At 63.6% G+C, this 17,121-nt stretch carries 20 protein-coding genes; 13 read left to right on the forward strand and 7 right to left on the reverse strand.

The genetic code is table 11. The features are described from left to right. Positions 1–55: 55 nt before the first annotated feature. The 7 genes from P3G66_RS02825 to P3G66_RS02855 form a co-directional block, all read right to left on the reverse strand. On the reverse strand, positions 56–1,096 hold the full coding sequence (locus P3G66_RS02825) for a type IV toxin-antitoxin system AbiEi family antitoxin domain-containing protein (RefSeq protein WP_276116149.1): 1,041 nt from the start codon (positions 1,094–1,096) through the stop codon (positions 56–58). A 144-nt stretch (positions 1,097–1,240) separates the two neighbouring features. Further along, a complete protein-coding gene (locus tag P3G66_RS02830) occupies positions 1,241–1,879 on the reverse strand; it encodes an FABP family protein (protein ID WP_039973378.1) in 639 nt (212 codons plus the stop codon). Positions 1,880–2,137: 258 nt separating this feature from the next. Further along, on the reverse strand, positions 2,138–2,443 hold the full coding sequence (locus P3G66_RS02835) for a DUF1416 domain-containing protein (protein ID WP_003939797.1): 306 nt from the start codon (positions 2,441–2,443) through the stop codon (positions 2,138–2,140). Positions 2,444–2,445: 2 nt separating this feature from the next. Then, positions 2,446–3,279: a sulfurtransferase gene (locus P3G66_RS02840; protein WP_003939859.1), complete on the reverse strand. Its 834-nt coding sequence runs from the start codon at positions 3,277–3,279 to the stop codon at positions 2,446–2,448. 74 nt (positions 3,280–3,353) lie between these two features. Further along, positions 3,354–3,824 (reverse strand): DUF4395 domain-containing protein, encoded by a 471-nt coding sequence (locus P3G66_RS02845; protein WP_003940408.1) that lies wholly within the window; start codon positions 3,822–3,824, stop codon positions 3,354–3,356. A gap of 228 nt (positions 3,825–4,052) precedes the next feature. Then, entirely contained in the window at positions 4,053–4,529 is a 477-nt protein-coding gene (locus P3G66_RS02850) for a thioredoxin family protein (protein WP_003939684.1), read from the reverse strand. Then, positions 4,526–5,305 carry an LmeA family phospholipid-binding protein gene (locus P3G66_RS02855; RefSeq protein WP_003939847.1) on the reverse strand — a complete coding sequence of 260 codons (780 nt, stop codon included), beginning with the start codon at positions 5,303–5,305 and terminating at the stop codon, positions 4,526–4,528. The genes P3G66_RS02850 and P3G66_RS02855 overlap by 4 nt, the downstream gene beginning before the upstream one ends. A gap of 141 nt (positions 5,306–5,446) precedes the next feature. On the opposite strand from P3G66_RS02855, the gene P3G66_RS02860 reads away from it, so the two are divergent. The 13 genes from P3G66_RS02860 to P3G66_RS02920 all read left to right on the forward strand — a co-directional run bounded on the left by P3G66_RS02860 (position 5,447) and on the right by P3G66_RS02920 (position 17,073). Next, positions 5,447–6,199: a response regulator transcription factor gene (locus P3G66_RS02860; RefSeq protein WP_003939728.1), complete on the forward strand. Its 753-nt coding sequence runs from the start codon at positions 5,447–5,449 to the stop codon at positions 6,197–6,199. 1 nt (position 6,200) lies between these two features. Continuing rightward, complete coding sequence (mshD, locus tag P3G66_RS02865; protein WP_007733842.1) at positions 6,201–7,100, forward strand: mycothiol synthase; 900 nt, start codon at positions 6,201–6,203, stop codon at positions 7,098–7,100. A 193-nt stretch (positions 7,101–7,293) separates the two neighbouring features. Then, on the forward strand, positions 7,294–8,412 hold the full coding sequence (pstS, locus tag P3G66_RS02870; protein ID WP_003940482.1) for a phosphate ABC transporter substrate-binding protein PstS: 1,119 nt from the start codon (positions 7,294–7,296) through the stop codon (positions 8,410–8,412). Between the two features lie 62 nt (positions 8,413–8,474). Continuing rightward, positions 8,475–9,566 (forward strand): phosphate ABC transporter permease subunit PstC, encoded by a 1,092-nt coding sequence (gene pstC / locus P3G66_RS02875; protein ID WP_007733846.1) that lies wholly within the window; start codon positions 8,475–8,477, stop codon positions 9,564–9,566. A 3-nt stretch (positions 9,567–9,569) separates the two neighbouring features. Further along, positions 9,570–10,478 carry a phosphate ABC transporter permease PstA gene (gene pstA / locus P3G66_RS02880; protein ID WP_003940100.1) on the forward strand — a complete coding sequence of 303 codons (909 nt, stop codon included), beginning with the start codon at positions 9,570–9,572 and terminating at the stop codon, positions 10,476–10,478. A 58-nt stretch (positions 10,479–10,536) separates the two neighbouring features. Then, a complete protein-coding gene (gene pstB / locus P3G66_RS02885; protein WP_003939968.1) occupies positions 10,537–11,313 on the forward strand; it encodes a phosphate ABC transporter ATP-binding protein PstB in 777 nt (258 codons plus the stop codon). Positions 11,314–11,593: 280 nt separating this feature from the next. Then, positions 11,594–11,896, forward strand: coding sequence for an urease subunit gamma (ureA, locus tag P3G66_RS02890; protein ID WP_003939800.1), 303 nt, complete (start codon positions 11,594–11,596; stop codon positions 11,894–11,896). Beyond that, complete coding sequence (gene ureB, locus P3G66_RS31955) at positions 11,893–12,363, forward strand: urease subunit beta (RefSeq protein WP_007733849.1); 471 nt, start codon at positions 11,893–11,895, stop codon at positions 12,361–12,363. Before ureA ends, ureB begins: the two co-directional genes overlap by 4 nt. Then, positions 12,360–14,069, forward strand: coding sequence for an urease subunit alpha (locus tag P3G66_RS02900; protein WP_007733854.1), 1,710 nt, complete (start codon positions 12,360–12,362; stop codon positions 14,067–14,069). The genes ureB and P3G66_RS02900 overlap by 4 nt, the downstream gene beginning before the upstream one ends. Before the next feature lie 4 nt (positions 14,070–14,073). After that, on the forward strand, positions 14,074–14,763 hold the full coding sequence (locus P3G66_RS02905) for an urease accessory UreF family protein (RefSeq protein WP_276116151.1): 690 nt from the start codon (positions 14,074–14,076) through the stop codon (positions 14,761–14,763). Further along, on the forward strand, positions 14,756–15,499 hold the full coding sequence (ureG, locus tag P3G66_RS02910) for an urease accessory protein UreG (RefSeq protein ID WP_003939705.1): 744 nt from the start codon (positions 14,756–14,758) through the stop codon (positions 15,497–15,499). The genes P3G66_RS02905 and ureG overlap by 8 nt, the downstream gene beginning before the upstream one ends. Beyond that, positions 15,499–16,236 (forward strand): urease accessory protein UreD, encoded by a 738-nt coding sequence (locus tag P3G66_RS02915; RefSeq protein WP_047271073.1) that lies wholly within the window; start codon positions 15,499–15,501, stop codon positions 16,234–16,236. The genes ureG and P3G66_RS02915 overlap by 1 nt, the downstream gene beginning before the upstream one ends. A 90-nt stretch (positions 16,237–16,326) precedes the next feature. Beyond that, the gene (locus P3G66_RS02920) at positions 16,327–17,073 is read left to right on the forward strand and encodes an SDR family oxidoreductase (protein WP_003940029.1); all 747 of its coding nucleotides are present in this window, start codon (positions 16,327–16,329) and stop codon (positions 17,071–17,073) included. The last annotated feature ends 48 nt before the right edge of the window (positions 17,074–17,121 follow it).

The following is a 17,121-nucleotide window of genomic DNA, read 5'->3' on the forward strand; positions in this document are numbered from 1 at the left end:
ATCCGCGCGAAAGCGTGGGTGTGGCTCGGGGGTCGCTTCGTGCCGTGCGCCTTTATCAACCCCCGGCGGTTAATAAAGGCGCACAGCGTGGACAAGGATTAGGCCCCCACCATCCACCGCGCTCGAGGATGGCTCTGACCTCGGCTGCAGTTCGGCACGAGGCCCCCTCCATCTCCTCCCAACCGAAGACCAGTGTGGCGTTGCCTGACAGTTCGGATGCGTTTCCTCGCCGACGATCACGCAGCGCAGTCGCTCGAGAAGAGTGGAAGGCAAATCCGTCGAGTCGAACGATCAGTGCGACACCGCAATTGCGGTAGTCGACGTCCTCGTAGAGAGTTCTCCCATCGACGAGGACCGGCGATTGCCGTCGTGCTTCCGGCAAACCGTGTGCTCGCTCGACCTCGATTGCGTAGCGATGCTCGAGTACCGACTGGACACCGCGATCCAACAGGTCCAATGTCGAGGACAGCGCTTTGACATATCGCCTCGGCCGGCGGCATTCCATTCGGGTGCGCAATTCCATCCGTGACACTTTGCACGCCGTGGCGGAGCGAACCAGAGAACGAGCGGCGTCGCGAGCCGACGGCTCTGCAACCGCCAGGTCAATTGCGGTGTCGGCCAGCGAAGTACGAGCAGGCTGAGTGGCAACGCCGATGTGGGCCTGAGCGCGTGAACGATGAACGATCACTCCGGGATGGGCAGTGGACCACCCCAACGGAACGGGGCGCGCCGGGGAGCGTTCGGGTCTGACCGTCGGACTCTGACAGCGCGAGGATCTGCCGTATCGGACCGTGATGTGGACCGGCAGTTCGGACTCGATGTGCGTGAGTCCCCACTCTTCAGCTGCCGTCCGGTGACTCAGGTAGGTCTCTCCGCCGCCGAACAGAAGGGCGGCCTCGAGAATCATTGCTCGGTTGAGCGGGCCGTTGGTGCTGGATTGAACGCCGTGGAGGACGGAAGTCCATTGACCGGATTCGACCAGATGTTGGATGCGCCGCGGTGAATAGCCGAAAGGGCGTAGTTGTTTATTGGTCGCGAGTCCGTGTTGGAAGTCGAAGAGTCTTCGGAGATCAGGATCGATGTAGTCGCAGCTCATGCGAATACCGTCAGATCGCGGACCGACAAGAATCGGTCGAAGATGCCGCTCCGAAGCCCGCCTGTGGAATTTGTCGGTGCCTGTGGATAAATCTGCTGTGCGCCTTTATTAACCGCCGGGGGTTAATAAAGGCGCACAGCAGAGCTAGCCGATGTAGCGCGTCAGGCGGGCCGAGAGACGCGGTTCCAGGCCACCGTCAGACATGATCCGCTCTTCGACGTACGCGAGGTCGCCGCCTTCGACGATGCCGTACAGACGCTTCGCGCCGCCGTACAGTGCACCGGACTGGCTGCGGATCACCACGTCGGTGGCAAGTTCCCACGACGCCTGGGTGAGTGCGCGCCCGTAGTACATTTCGACGACACCGGAGCTGTGGCTGAGCAGGAGTTCGACCACTTCCTGGTTGACGCTGCCCGGGATGCCGTCGCCGCCCATGCGCCAGTAACCGCTCTCGCGCAGATCGGGGCTCACGTACTTGCCCTCGGCGTCGAGGCGCCAGGACCGGGACTCCCAATTGAGGTACGGGCCGCCGTCGTGCGAGATGACGATCTGCTGACCGAAGGCGTAGTCGCCGTTCTCGTCGTGTCCTTCACCTTCGCCGCGCCAGACACCGACGAGGGGGAGAAGCGCGAGGAGTTCGGGATTGATGTCCGGGCCGAGGCGCAGGTTTGCGGTGTCCTCCGGCAACGGAAGGTCCGGCAGGGTCGGAATGTTGAGCGACGCCGTCGACTTGGAGCGCTCGACGGCGATGGCGACAGCTTCGTCCCCGCTGCCGCGCCTCACGGCACCTGCAGCGGCGGAATCGTCAGCGGTCGCGTCGGACCCTGAATCCGGAGCCTGACTCACGACTCGTCGGTGACCAAGCGGTACACGACGTACACGGAGAACCAAGCGATCATGACGGATGCGAGTGCGAGGAGTACCTCGAAGAAAATGACCACGGGTACATCTTAGACCGCGGCGACCGACCGGAAAAATCGGGAGCCGGAATGCAGAAGGCCCCGCACCGGAGGGGTGCGGGGCCGCCTGACAAAGCAGGAATTACTTGCTGACGGTCACGTCCACGTTGTGCACGCCCGAGCCCTCGGGAGCGACGGTGGAGGTGCCGTTGCCCGAGCTGGACAGTGCACGCACGGTCCACTCGCCCGGAGCGGCGAAGAAGCGGAAATCGCCGGTTCCCGATGCCACGACCTCGGCCGTGAACTCTCCGGAGCCGTCGAGCAGACGCACGAATGCGCCGCCGATGGGCTGGCCGTCAGCTGCGAGAACGCGGCCGGTGATGACCGTTTCCTTCTCGACGTCGACGCCGGCAGGCAGGGTCTGGCCCTGGGTAGGTGCTCCACACATGATCAGGCTCCCAATTCGATCGGTGCGCCGACGAGTGAGCCGTATTCGACCCAGCTGCCGTCGTAGTTCTTGACGTTGTTCTTGCCGAGGATCTCCTGCAGGACGAACCAGGTGTGGCTCGAACGCTCGCCGATGCGGCAGTAGGCGATCGTTTCCTTGGTGTCGTCGAAGCCCTTTTCCGCGTACAGCTTGGCGAGGTCGTCGTCCGACTTGAAGGTGCCGTCCTCGTTGGCGGTGGTGCTCCACGGGATGTTGATGGCTCCGGGGACGTGGCCACGCTGCTGCGCCTGCTCCTGCGGAAGGTGGGCGGGAGCGAGGATCTTGCCGGAGAACTCGTCAGGGCTACGAACGTCGACGAGGTTCTTGCTGCCGATGGCGTCGATGACCTCGTCGCGGAAAGCGCGGATCGAGAAGTCGGGGGTCTCGGCCTTGTACTGCGTGGCTTCGCGGTTGACTGCGTCCTTGGAGAGCGGGCGTCCGTCGAGTTCCCACTTCTTGCGGCCGCCGTCGATCAGCTTGATGTCCTGGTGGCCGTACAGCTTGAAGTACCAGTAAGCGTAAGCGGCGAACCAGTTGTTGTTGCCACCGTAGAGAACGACGGTGTCGTCGTTCGCAATGCCTTTGGCGGAGAGCAGATCCGAGAACTGCTCCTGGTTCAGGAAGTCGCGTCGGACGCCGTCCTGGAGGTCCTTGCGCCAGTCGAGCTTGACTGCACCCTCGATGTGGCCGCCGTCGTATGCGCTGGTGTCCTCGTCCACCTCGACAAAAACGGTCTTGGGGGTGTTGAGGTTCTGCTCAGCCCAGTCAGCGGAGACTAGGACGTCGGAGCGAGCCATGGTGTTCCTTTCGATGTGGTCTTGCATCGGTCGTTATCTAGCAGGGGTTCAGCAGGGTTGTGGGGCAAGCGTTTTCACGCGGTGGTAGCGCGGCCGGTATTTCGCAGCCTTGCGACGAGTGGATAGATCTGGCAGCCGAGGCAGATGCCGAACGCGGCGTTGAGCAGGGCCGCGAACAAGGCGAAGCCGGTGGCAACGGTGCCGACGATCGTCGACCCGGCCAGGAAACCGACCGTGCCGGCGAGTGCGAAGACGAAGCCGACGAACTGCGCGAAGCGCAGCGGCGCTACGGGTTCGCGTTCGCTGACCGGCGAGAGTCGCGGGGCGACGAGCTTGCCGAAGATCTGGCCGTACGGGCTGCGCTTGGGGCCGAGTACCGCTCCGACCGCGAAGACGATGGCCTGTAGTGCGAGAACGACGGTGGCGGCGGGCAGTGAGAAGGTCGAGAGGATGAGCGTGAGTACGAGAACGCCGGTGGTGACCCACGCGGCGAATCGAGGTCCGCGGACGTCGACCTGCTCGAGCTGGGGTGTGGTTGTGGACATCGGGAGTGCTCCTGCGCTGGATTGCATGATGCTGTGCCTGGACCGAGAAAACGGGACGTCAAAGTCCCACTCGGTGGATTGATCACGTGAGCGAAAGCTCGAAGGTCAGAGAGATCTGATGGATGAGGTGATCAGCAACAGGTACAGCAACAGCCCCCGAGGCGGCACAGGTCTACTGCGCGGCGTCGGGTGAGCATCAGCTCGTGGCGGGTTTGCACGTCGGCGAGTTTACCCCGAATTCTCGGATTTTGGCTCGTGGGGTCCGGATAGTGGTACGAGTGCAGCTTTCAGATCGGCTGCGGATGGCACTCCGGACACCCGGAACTGTTCCTCCAGGCCACCGTCGAGGATGAAGGTGGTGGGCAGCGAGAGGACACTCATCTCGCGTGCCAGAGCCGGTTCCTTGTCGATGTCGAGCTCGATCTCCACCGGCGGACGGGGAGCGTCGGCCATCGAGATCACGACCTGACCGACGACGCGGCGTACTGCCGCGCACGGTCCGCACCAGTCGGCAGAGAAATGCAGTACGACGGGTCCGCCGTTCGGCGAAGAGACTCCAGCGGCGCGGAGCAGTTCGAGGCGACTGTCCGCCGCGCCGGTCGCGGCCGGCGTGGTGACTCGGACCTTTCCGTTGCGCGACTTGAGAAAGAGCCCGACCGCGACGACGGCGACCAGCGCGACCAGCAGAATTGTGATCCCGGTCATCGGTTCTGCAGCTCTGCGAGATCGATCGTCGTGTTTTCGGCGCTGCCTTCGATCACGATTCTTCCGCCTTCCGCGTAGACCAGGCTCGGCTGAATTCCGTAGGGGAGTGCCTGCGGATCGATCGTGTAGCTGAACAGTCCGAGGACGACGGGTTCGAGTGCTGCGGGGATCGAGAAATCGGCTTTGCCCTCCGGACCGAAATACAGATTGCTGGCGACGATCTTGACCTGCCCACCTTCCAGAACCAGGTTGGCCTGCACGCTCACTGCAGTCTCGACCGGGCCGACGGCAACCGTTCCCGTCAGCACGACGGCGCCCGCGGTGCTCGCTCCGGTTCCGCCGCTGCCCCCGGTGCCATCCGACTTGTTGGCAGGCGGCGAAGATACCTGCAGGTCAGGGATATTGAGCAGCTTTCCGAGGTCGGTGGCGTTGATTCCCATCCGGCCGTCGAGTTTGTCGACGGGGAGTTGGGTGACATTGCCGTTCACGATGTCGGAGAAGGGAACGGTGACCCCGCGCAGATCGGCCTCGACGGTCACTTCGCCCACCACGTCGCTCTGGACGCCGGTAGCTCTGACGTAGACGTCCTTGTATTTCCCGCCGAGTGCCTGGGTGAGGAAGGGGAACCCGTTGAAGGTGACCTCCGGATCCGACTCGAGTGATGCGCCGGTTCGGAGCTCGCGGGAAACCCGGTACTCGGCGTACGCGGCCGCGCCGAAATCGGCCACCAGTCCGAGGCCGAGGAGAAAGACGATGCCGATGATCAGTTTGCGCACCGCACCATTGTGACGGACTCCGGTCGGGGTTCGATGCGACGGCCCCGGTACCAGGCACGCTAATGTAGGGACCGACCAAAAGCGTCGAACTACTCGAGCGTTGCCCTCACGGGTTGCGCGGGCTACTAGATAGGAGGCCGTGTGGAACTGCTCCTCCTCACCTCCGACCCCAACCCGGAAGCTGTACTACCGGCGTTGGCGTTGCTGGCGCACTCGGTTCGGCCTGCCCCCACAGAGGTTTCCTCGCTACTCGAGGCAAGTTCCGCGGACGTGGCATTGGTGGATGCGCGCACCGATCTGGCTGCCGCACGCGGGTTGTGTCGATTGCTCGGAAGCACAGGATCCGCAGTACCTGTGGTCGCCGTCCTCACCGAAGGCGGACTCGTTGCCGTCAACGCCGACTGGGGGTTGGACGACATCCTGCTTCCCGGTACCGGTCCGGCTGAGGTGGACGCCCGATTGCGGTTGTTGGTCGCCCGCAGCGGCGGTGTGGCCAGTCCGGAAGCGTCGGGAAAGATCACGCTGGGCGAACTGGTTATCGACGAGGGGACGTACACGGCACGACTGCGTGGACGGCCCCTTGATTTGACTTACAAGGAATTCGAGCTGCTCAAGTACCTCGCGCAGCACGCCGGACGGGTATTCACCCGGGCGCAGCTGCTGCAGGAAGTGTGGGGCTACGACTTCTTCGGCGGCACCAGGACGGTCGACGTCCACGTGCGTCGTCTGCGGGCGAAACTCGGCACCGAATACGAGTCCTTGATCGGTACAGTCCGAAATGTCGGATATAAGGCAGTGCGTCCGACCAGGGCCAAGGGTGGCGCAGCTGCTCCCGTTCAGTTCGAGGACGACGAGGACGTCGACTACGACGCGGCCGACGGATCGGTGGTCTGACGTGGGTTGGACAGATTCACTGCCGGCTGGATTCGCCGAGCAGGTTTCCGCGCTTCTCGATCGCGCAACCGAGTTCGACGGCAAGGCGCCCGTGTCGGAACAGGGGCGCCATGCCGTTGCCGGGCGCGGCGGCGCGCGACACTTCCTCGAACTCGACGGCGATGCAGTCGTCGGTTATGCGCAGCTGCAAGCCGGTTCGGACGAGCATCCCGACATGGCGGAGTTGGTGGTCGACCCGCAGGCGCGGCGCCGCGGCATCGGAACCAGGCTTGCCGCAGCGGTATTCGACGAGGGCCGGCCGGGCACGCGTGTCTGGGCGCACGGAAACGTCGACGCCGCAGTCGAATTCGCCAAGAGCCTCGATCTGGTCAGCGTTCGTGAACTCCTGCAGCTGCGTCGACCACTCGATGCTCCGCAGCTTCCGGAAATCGTTGTGCCCGAAGGTGTGACGATTCGGACGTATGGTGGACCCGAAGACGATTCCGAGATCCTTCGCGTCAACAATGCGGCCTTCTCCTGGCATCCCGAGCAGGGTGGCTGGACCCAGGCGGAGATCGACGAGAGAACGGCCGAAGGTTGGTTCGACCCTGCTGGTCTGTTCATGGCGTTCGCGGACACCGATCCCGATACTCTTCTCGGCTTTCACTGGACCAAGGTGCACGCACCCGAAGGTGACGATCCGGAGCTGGGGGAGGTGTACGTCGTGGGGATCGATCCCGCGGCGCAGGGACGCGGTCTCGGCCGAGTGCTGACTCTCGCGGGCATGCATTACCTGCGTGATCGCGGCCTCGGAACCGTCCTTCTGTACGTCGAAGGCGACAACACGGCCGCCCTCCACACGTACGAACGACTCGGCTTCGATCGCTTCCACGTGGACATGGCTTACGCCCGCGCGCTCTGACGTCACAGTCGGACACGCAGAAATGTCCAGTCTGTTCATTCTCCGTTAACCATGTGTGGTCCAGCCGGACACCGCGCCCGCCTACTTTTCTCTGTGGGCAGCGCCGTGTTGCCTGATGCAGATTTCAATCATTCTGCGTCTCATGTCGCCGCCCGATCGTGGGCGTGGCGGTAGCGATTTCCGGAGGATCTTGGTGAATCTCAAGCGCAGTGGTGCCCTGCTCGGTGTAGTGGCCGTGGGCGCCATGACCTTGGCCGCATGTGGCAGCGACAACAACTCGTCGTCGACGGGTGTGGACGCGTCCGCATCGAACGCAACGTGCGAAGGCAAGAGCAACCTCTCTGCCGCTGGTTCCTCGGCACAGAAGAACGCCATGGACCAGTTCGTCGCCACTTACATCTCCGTGTGCCAGGAAAAGGGCAAGACGGTCAACGTCGCGTACAACCCCAGCGGTTCGGGCGACGGTCGTACACAGTTCATCGCCGGCCAGATCGACTTCGCCGGCTCCGACTCGGCCATCAAGGACGAGCAGGCCGACAAGGCCAAGGAGCGTTGCGTCGGCGGCGAAGCCTGGAACCTTCCCCTCGTCTTCGGCCCGATCGCAGTTGCATACAACCTCGACGGCGTCGACAAGCTCGTTCTCAACGCAGAGGTTCTCGCGAAGATCTTCAACGGCGGCATCACCAAGTGGAACGATCCGGCAATCGCCGCGCTCAACTCCGGTGCATCGCTTCCCGACGAGAAGATCACCACCGTGATCCGCTCCGATTCCTCGGGTACCACCGACAACTTCCAGAAGTACCTCGACGCGGCATCGAACGGTGCTTGGACGTCGGGCGCAGGGTCCGACTTCACCGGTGGCGTCGGTGAGGGCGCCAAGGGTTCGGCGGGCGTTGCACAGGCAGTTGCCACGGCACCGGGTTCGATCACCTACGTCGAGAAGTCGTTCGCCGATCAGAACAAGCTCTCGGTTGCCGAAATCAACACCGGCTCCGAGGCAGTCGCACTGACCAACGACACGGCCGCGAAGTCGATCGCAGGCGCGAAGTTCAAGTCCGACGCAACCGGCGACCTGACGCTCGACCTCGCGTCGATCTTCAAGACCAACGAAGCCGGCGCCTACCCGCTGGTTCTCGCCACGTACTCGATCGTCTGCTCCAAGGGCTACGACGCGGACACCTCCGCAGCAGTGAAGTCGTTCCTGACGAGCGCGGCCAACGAGGGTCAGGCCAACCTGGCCGAGCAGGGTTACGTCCCGCTGCCGTCCAACGTCCAGGATCGCCTCAACGCGTCCATCACGGCAATCAGCTGACCTAGAGACTCGTGCGGACAAGCTCATGGATCTACATTCAGACGTGAAGGAAGTGAGCGCGCATGAGTGACGCGCCCATCACCTCGACATCTCGTTCTCCCGGCCCCGCAACCAGCGGGGCCGGGGTGGGCGGTCCGAACGGCACCACGGAGGACACGATTACTTCCACCAAGGCTCCAGAAACCGAGCATCCTCCGAAGGGTGACGGTCCGGGTAGCGGCAACAGCAAGACGGTGACCCGTCCGGGTGACCGCATCTTCAGCTCGCTCGCCTCCGGTTCGGCAATCTTCATCACGGTTGTCATCGCGGCGATCGGCGCGTTCCTGATCTGGCGTGCTGTTCCTGCTTTGAGCCGGAACCAGGTCAACTTCCTGACCAGCCGTGAATGGGTCACGCAGAACATCAACGCGATGGCGTTCGGTGTCCTCGACCTTTTCCAGGTCACGGTGTTGGTCTCGCTGTTCGCACTGGTGCTCGCGATGCCGATCGCACTGGGCATCGCGATCTTCCTGACTTCGTACTCACCCAAGTGGCTCACGCGGCCACTGTCGTACACGATCGACCTTCTGGCAGCTGTGCCGTCCATCGTCTACGGCCTGTGGGGACTTCTCGTCTTCGCTCCGGCGATCACCCCGGTCGCGGTGTGGCTCAACGACACTCTCGGCTGGTTCCCGCTCTTCGCCGACGGCAGCGGATCGATCACCGGTGGCGGCACCATCTTCACCGCAGGCATCGTCCTCGCCGTGATGATCCTTCCGGTCATCACCGCAGTGACCCGCGAGGTGTTCATCCAGACCCCGCGATCACAGATCGAAGCCGCACTCGCCCTCGGCGCCACGCGCTGGGAAGTTGTGCGCACCACGGTCATCCCGTTCGGTAAGTCCGGCTACATCAGCGGCTCGATGCTCGGTCTCGGACGCGCACTCGGTGAGACGATGGCGCTCTACCTGATCCTGCGCACCACCTCTCAGGCCTTCGGTTGGTCGCTGTTCGACGGCGGCTCGACCATCGCCTCCAAGATCGCCCTCGGCTACGCGGAGTTCAACAACGACATCCAGGCAGGCGCGTACATCGCGGCCGGACTGGTGCTGTTCGTACTGACCTTCGTCGTCAACGCGGCTGCCCGCGCAGTGATCGCCGGAAAGAAGGACTGACCCATGACCTCCACTCTGGACCGGCCGGTCAAGGCCCCCACTTTCCAAGGCGTCGGCGCTCGTCGTCGTGCCAAGGACGTCATCGCGACCATCCTGGTGAGCCTGGCAGTCGTCATCGCGCTCATCCCGTTGGTCTGGGTGCTCTTCACGGTCATCGCCAAGGGCCTACCTGCTCTGACGTCGCCTACCTGGTTCACCAACTCGCTGAGCGGATTGACGGCGTCGGCCGACGGCGGCGGTATCTATCACGCATTGATCGGCACCCTGCTGCAAGGCATCGTGTGCGCGGTCTTCTCCATCCCGCTCGGTATCTTCGTCGCGATCTACCTGGTGGAGTACGCCGACCGGAAGTCGAAGCTGGGCAAGCTGACCACGTTCATGGTCGACATCCTCAGCGGTGTTCCGTCGATCGTGGCTGCGCTGTTCATCTACGCCCTGTGGATCGCGACCTTCGGCTTCCCCAAGTCCGCGTTTGCGGTGTCACTGGCTCTGGTCCTTCTGATGGTCCCGGTCGTCATCCGCTCCACCGAGGAAATGCTGCGCATCGTCCCGATGGATCTGCGAGAGGCGTCGTACGCGCTCGGTGTGCCGAAGTGGAAGACCATCTCGAAAATCGTTCTGCCGACGGCACTTCCCGGCATCATCACCGGCGTCATGCTGGCCCTGGCCCGCGTGCTCGGTGAGACCGCACCGCTGCTGATCCTCGTCGGCTACGCACCGTTCATCAACTTCGACCTGTTCAACGGCGAAATGGGCACACTGCCTTCCGTCATGGTCGCCGAGATGAACAACCCCACCGACGCCGGCACCAACCGCATCTGGGGCGCAGCACTGACCCTGATCCTGCTGATCGCGATCCTCAACATCGTCGCGAAGCTGATCGGTCACTTCTCACAGGTCAGAAGTAAGTGATGCGGCCTCGGAACATGTTCGTACTCAACAGCGTCAACAACTCAGTAGGGAGCCGGTAATGGCCAAGCGTCTGGATCTCAAGGACGTCAACATCTACTACGGCAAGTTCCACGCCGTCGCCGATGTGGGCCTGTCCGTCCCGCCCCGGAGCGTCACCGCCTTCATCGGCCCGTCCGGTTGCGGCAAGTCCACCGTTCTCCGTTCACTCAATCGCATGCACGAAGTGATTCCCGGTGCGCGCGTCGAGGGTTCGGTGCTGCTCGACGGCGAGGACATCTACGGCTCGAACGTCGATCCGGTCGGTGTTCGCAAGACCATCGGCATGGTGTTCCAGCGACCCAACCCCTTCCCGACCATGTCCATCAAGGACAACGTCGTCGCGGGCTTGAAGTTGCAGGGCGAGCGCAGCAAGAAGAAGCTCGACGAGGTGGCCGAGCGTTCGCTGCGCGGTGCCAACCTGTGGAACGAGGTCAAGGATCGCCTCGACAAGCCCGGTGGCGGCCTCTCAGGCGGTCAGCAGCAGCGTCTGTGCATCGCGCGTGCCATCGCGGTCTCGCCCGACGTCCTGCTCATGGACGAGCCGTGCTCCGCGCTCGACCCGATCTCGACTCTCGCGATCGAAGACCTGATCACCGAGCTGAAGAAGGACTTCACGATCGTCATCGTCACGCACAACATGCAGCAGGCTGCGCGTGTGAGTGACCAGACGGCATTCTTCAACCTCGAGGCAACCGGCAAGCCCGGTCAGCTCGTCGAGATCGACGACACCGAGAAGATCTTCTCGAACCCGACGCAGAAGGCCACCGAGGACTACATCTCCGGCCGCTTCGGATAGGTCCCGGGATCAACCCTGCACGATCATGTTTCGCCCCCGTTTCCAACAGGAGACGGGGGTGAAACTTTTTGGTTGTGGTGATAGTTCCCACTCCGGTGCGCAGAGCTGAGCGTCGTTGGGCGCCCGAATAATTCGATGAGCAGCGCAAGTGCGCCGAGTGGGCGCTGAAGTAGCCGACGATGTGAATCTCGTGGATACTGACGACGCTTCGGACAATGCTAATCTCGGCCCGACAGCACGCTGTCGATCGATGTCGTTTCACAACCGGAAGGGCTTGTCAGTGCACCTCACCCCTTCAGATACCGAAAAGCTGCTCCTGAGCGTCGCGGGCATGGTCGCCCGTGACCGCCGCGAGCGCGGGGTACTGCTGAACTACCCCGAAGCGATGGCACTGATCTCGTGCTGGATTCTCGAGCGCGCGCGTGACGGAATGACGGTTGCGGAACTGATGAACGCCGGTCGGCAAGTGCTCACCCGCGACGACGTGATGGAAGGGGTACCCGAGATGATTGCAAACGTCCAGGTGGAGGCCACTTTCCCGGACGGTCGCAAGCTGGTCACCGTGACGGAGCCCATTCGATGATTCCCGGCGAAGTACGTGTGTCCACCGAACCGCTCGAGTTCGGCACGGACGCGGAGAAGATCACGATGGTCGTCGTCAACGACGGCGATCGCCCCATTCAGATCGGTTCACATCTCCACCTTCCCGCGGCCAACCCGGCGTTGACCTTCGATCGCGAAGCGGCAGACGGCTTCCGGCTCGACATCCCCTCGGGAACGTCGGTTCGGTTCGAACCCGGGGTCAGCAGAACGGTGACACTGATCGCGCTCGGCGGACTCAAAAGGGTTCCGGGCCTGCAGATCGTGCCGGACGAAGACCTACCGACACATGCGCGCGAGCCCAAGACCGTCATGCCGTTCGGCACGCCCGGCGTCGAGGTCGAAGAACCTTTGCGAGCGTCCTCGGTGAACGTGCGTGTGAGTGATGTTCCAGTCGAGGCGGATTCACCGGACGACGCCGCGACGACAGTTGAGAGGACAGCCGAATGAGCAGGATCGATCGACGCGGCTACGCCTCCCTGTACGGCCCGACCGCAGGCGACCAGATCCGTTTGGCCGACACAGATCTGTGGATCGAGATCGAGCACGACTACACCGCGACCGGCGACGAGATGGTCTTCGGCGGCGGTAAGAGCATCCGCGAGTCGATGGGCCAGGGCCTGACCACTCGCGACCAGGGCGCTCTCGACGTCGTCATCACCAACACGGTGATTCTCGATCACTGGGGAATCGTCCGGGCAGACGTCGGAATTCGCGACGGACGCATCGTTGCGATCGGCAAGTCCGGTAACCCCGACATCATGGATGGCGTGCACCCCAAGTTGCTCATCGGGCCGAGCACCGACGTGATCGCCGGTGAGGGAAAGATCCTCACCGCGGGTGCGATCGACACTCACGTGCACTTCCTCAGTGAAGTCGAGATGATGGAAGCACTCGCCACTGGTACGACGACCGTGGCGGGCGGCGGAACGGGCCCCACCGAAGGAAGCAAGGCAACCACTGTCACGCCCGGCGCCTGGTCGCTGACGATGATGCACCGCGCCCTCGACCACATCCCGCTCAACGTCCTTCTTCTCGGCAAGGGCAGCACCGTCAGCCATGAGGCCATGCGTCAGGAAGCTCTCGCCGGCGCAGGCGGATTCAAGGTCCACGAGGACTGGGGTTCCACTCCGGCTGCGATCGACGCAGCTCTGCGCGCAGCCGACGAGTTCGGCCTCCAGGTAGCGCTGCACGCCGACAGCCTCAACGAAACCGGTTACGTACAGCACACTTTGGATGCGATCGCCGGACGCGGGATCCACGTGTTCCATGCGGAAGGCGCCGGCGGTGGGCACGCACCGGACATCATCGTGACGGCAGGTGAGCCGAACGTTCTTCCGGCATCGACCAATCCGACGTTGCCGCATACCGTCAACACGGTTGCCGAGCACCTCGACATGCTCATCGTGTGTCATGCGCTCAATCCCCGGGTTCCGGAGGATCTTGCCTTTGCCGAGTCCCGGATCCGGCCGACAACGATTGCAGCAGAAGACTTTCTGCACGACATCGGAGCCATCTCGATCACCTCGTCCGACGCCCAAGCGATGGGCCGTATCGGTGAGGTGACCCTGCGGACATGGCAGGTGGCTCACGTCATGAAGGCCCAGTACGGCAAGCTGGGCACCAGCATGCCGGCCGACAACGAGCGTGCGCGGCGTTACGTCGCCAAGTACACGATCTGCCCCGCGGTGGCGCACGGTATCGATCACGAGATCGGCTCGGTCGAGGCCGGGAAGATGGCGGACCTGGTGCTGTGGGATCCCGCGTTCTTCGGAGTCCGTCCTTCTGCCGTGATCAAGGGCGGGGCGATAGTTGCTGCGCCGCTTGGTGATCCGAATGCTGCTATCCCGACCCCGCAGCCGGTGTTCGTTCGCCCGGCCATCGCGGCGACTCCGGGATCGGCCCCACACCTGTCCACGACGTTCGTCTCTCCGATGGCCATCGAGGACGGTCTGGCCGACCGTCTCGGTCTCACGCGCACCCTTACCGGTGTTCGTCCGACGAGGCACCTCACCAAGGCGGATATGCCGAACAACACGGCGCTGCCGTCCATCGACGTCGATCCGGAGACGTTTGCCATCAAGGTCAACGGCGACCTGATCGCGCCCAACCCCGTTGACGTGGTGCCGATGGCTCAGCGCTACATGCTGTTCTGAAACCATGTCGATCGAGACGGCGTCTGCCGAGATAGCATCGATGCTCTTGGCAGACGGGCGTCTGCCTACCGGCGGTCACGCGCACTCGTCGGGGTTGGAACCGGCACTGGCGGGCGGACTCCTGCAGAGTCAGGTCCCTGACTTCATTCGCGGTCGACTCGAAACAGTCGGACTTGTCGAGGCCGCTTCAACGGTGGTCACGCGCCGCTGGGCCGTAAGTGAGGGTAGTGCAGGCGAACTCGAGGACATCTCGAGGGAACTGCTCGCTCGGACTCCCAGCGCACCGCTGCGTGAGGCGTCGATTCAGCTCGGCCGTGGGCTGGCGAGACTGGCGTCGCGATTGTGGCCGCAGCACCCCGCGGTGCAGATGCTCATGGCGCTGCCTGGGCATCCGATGCGTCCGCTCGCGTTGGGCGTCTTCACGGCGGCCTCGGGGATGGACGACCTACAGGCAGCCAGATCTTGTTTGTACGACGACGCCCAAACGGTGGCGTCGGCGGCATTGAAGCTACTGCCGGTGGATCCGGCAGAACCGGTCGAATGGTTGCTCCGAGCAGCCCCGACCATCGAAACCGTCGCCGCGGCTGCCGTAGCCGTCGAGGGCGTCGCAGATATACCCGCAACAACAGGGCCGTTGGTCGAACAATGGTCACTCGAACACCACGCTCGATCCAGGAGGATTTTCCGTGCTTGACAACCTGAACAACACCACCACTGCTGCAAGAGGTTTGAGGCTCGGCGTTGCCGGCCCCGTCGGCACCGGCAAAAGCACCCTCATCGCCACCATCTGCCGCGAACTCGCGGCGGAGTACGAGATCGCGGTGGTCACCAACGACATCTACACCGACGAGGACGCGCGACTGTTGCGCGCGGCCAACGTACTTCCGATCGAGCGCATCGTCGCAGTCGAGACCGGAGCGTGCCCGCACACGGCCATCCGTGACGACGTGACGCCGAATCTCATTGCGGTCGAAGACCTCGAGCGTCAGTTCCATCCCCTCGACATGGTGATCGTGGAAAGCGGCGGTGACAATCTGACCGCCACGTTCAGCCCGGCACTGGTCGACGCCCAGATCTTCTGCATCGACGTCGCGGGCGGCGGAGACGTCGCACGCAAGGGCGGTCCCGGAATCGAGCGGGCAGATCTGTTGGTGGTCAACAAGATCGACCTGGCCCCGTACGTCGACGTCGACGCGGTCCAGATGGTTGCCGATGCCACGGCCGCGCGTGACGGACTTCCCGTTCTCGCGCTCAGCCAGAAGGATCACTCAACGATCGACCAGCTCAGTGCGTGGCTCCGCCAGGTCATCGCATCTCATCGCGCGGGTAGTCACACCCCGCAGGATCCGGGGCCGATGGCGCCGCACTTCCATGCCGATGAAGAAGACCACGGTCACGGTCACGGGCACAGCCACTCTCACGCTCACTGATGCGCACTGGAGCTACGCGGGTCGTCGTCGAGAGAGTGGGTGACACCGCTGTTGCGCGAGAGCTGATCTCGGGCGACTTCCTGGCCCCGCGGTTCGTCGACGCTCGCGGGCTCACCGTGCGAATTGCCTTGGTAGGCCACAGTGCAACGCTGCTGGCCGGCGACGACCTGCGTATCGAATTCGTAGTTGCTCCGGGTACGTGCCTCGAGGTGATCGAGCCGTCGGGGACCGTCGCGTACAACGCGCGTGGCGGCCGGGCGTCGTGGTCGGCTTCGGCGAGCGTCGGCGCCGGTGCGGCGCTGATCTGGCGCGCGGCACCGTTTGTCGTCGCGGGCGGCGCGGATGTGACCAGGCGCGTGGATATTTCACTGGAATCCGATGCGGTTGCGCTGCTCGACGAGATGATCGTGTTCGGCCGGACCGGCGAAACCGGCGGTGCCCTTCGCTCGGATCAGCGCATTACCGTCGACGGTGACGCGCTGCTCGTGGAAACTCTCGACCTGCGTAGCGTGCCGGGCCGTTCGCTGCCGGGAATTCTCGGTGGCCATCGCGTGCTCGGTACGACCATGCTGTTGGGGATCAAGACTTCCGACGACGTCGAAGGGCACGTGACGCCGCTGGCGGGAGCAGGGATGCTGGCACGGGCCGTGGCCGATCACGCACACGAGGCGAGCGCAGCGTTGGATCCGATCTGGTCGCGGTGGCGTGGGCGGGTTTCGCAGAAGTACAGCGACTGATTCGCCCGACCGTCACACCTCGGGAGGCTGCGTCGTCCAGTATGTGACCAGGCCGAAGAGAGCCGGGCGCACGGGTTTGACGGAGGCATCATGCGAATTGTTGTTCTGGGCGGAACCGGCCAGATGGGAAAGCTGGTCGTCGAGCAGGCGAAAATCGGGGGCCATGACGTCGTCGCCGCCGCTCGATCGACGGGAGTAGACATCTCCACGGGTGCGGGGTTGGACGAAGCATTTGTCGGTGCCGACGTGGTCGTCGACGTGAGTGATCACGTCACCAACAGTGCCAAGAAGGCAATCGAGTTCTTCGAGACGGCAGCGAAGAACATCGCCGCGGCCGAAGCCAGAGCAGGCGTTAAGCATCACGTGCTGCTCTCGATCGTGAACTGCGACGATCCGCGATTGAAGTCCTTCGGTTACTACCAGGGGAAGGCTGCGCAGGAACGCGCGGTGGAAGCGTCGAGTATTCCTTTCACGATCCTGCGATCCACTCAGTGGTTCGAGTTCGGCGAGAAGACGATCGCGCTGTTCGGACTGGGGCCGATCGCGATGGTTCCTCGGATGCGGTCACAACCGGTGGCAGCGAAGACCGTTGCCGAGGCGCTCGTGACCTGCGCTCAGAACGGTCCGACCGGGAGGGCTCCGGACCTGGCCGGGCCCGAGGTCCTCGAGATCCCGGCCATGACGCGCGAGATCTTGAAATACCGTGGCCGACGTAAGTGGCTGATCCCGATCTCGATGCCGGGAGCGGGTAAGGCGATGAAGGGTGGGGCGTTGCTGCCCGCGCCGGGATCCACAACTGCAGGACCCACGTTGGAAACCTGGTTGCACGAGAACTGAATAGGAAAGGCGGCCGCGCAAGTGCGCGGCCGCCTTTTACTCACGTGG

The sequence above is a fragment of the Rhodococcus sp. C3V genome (genome assembly GCF_029269915.1).
Lineage (GTDB): Bacteria > Actinomycetota > Actinomycetes > Mycobacteriales > Mycobacteriaceae > Rhodococcus_F > Rhodococcus_F qingshengii.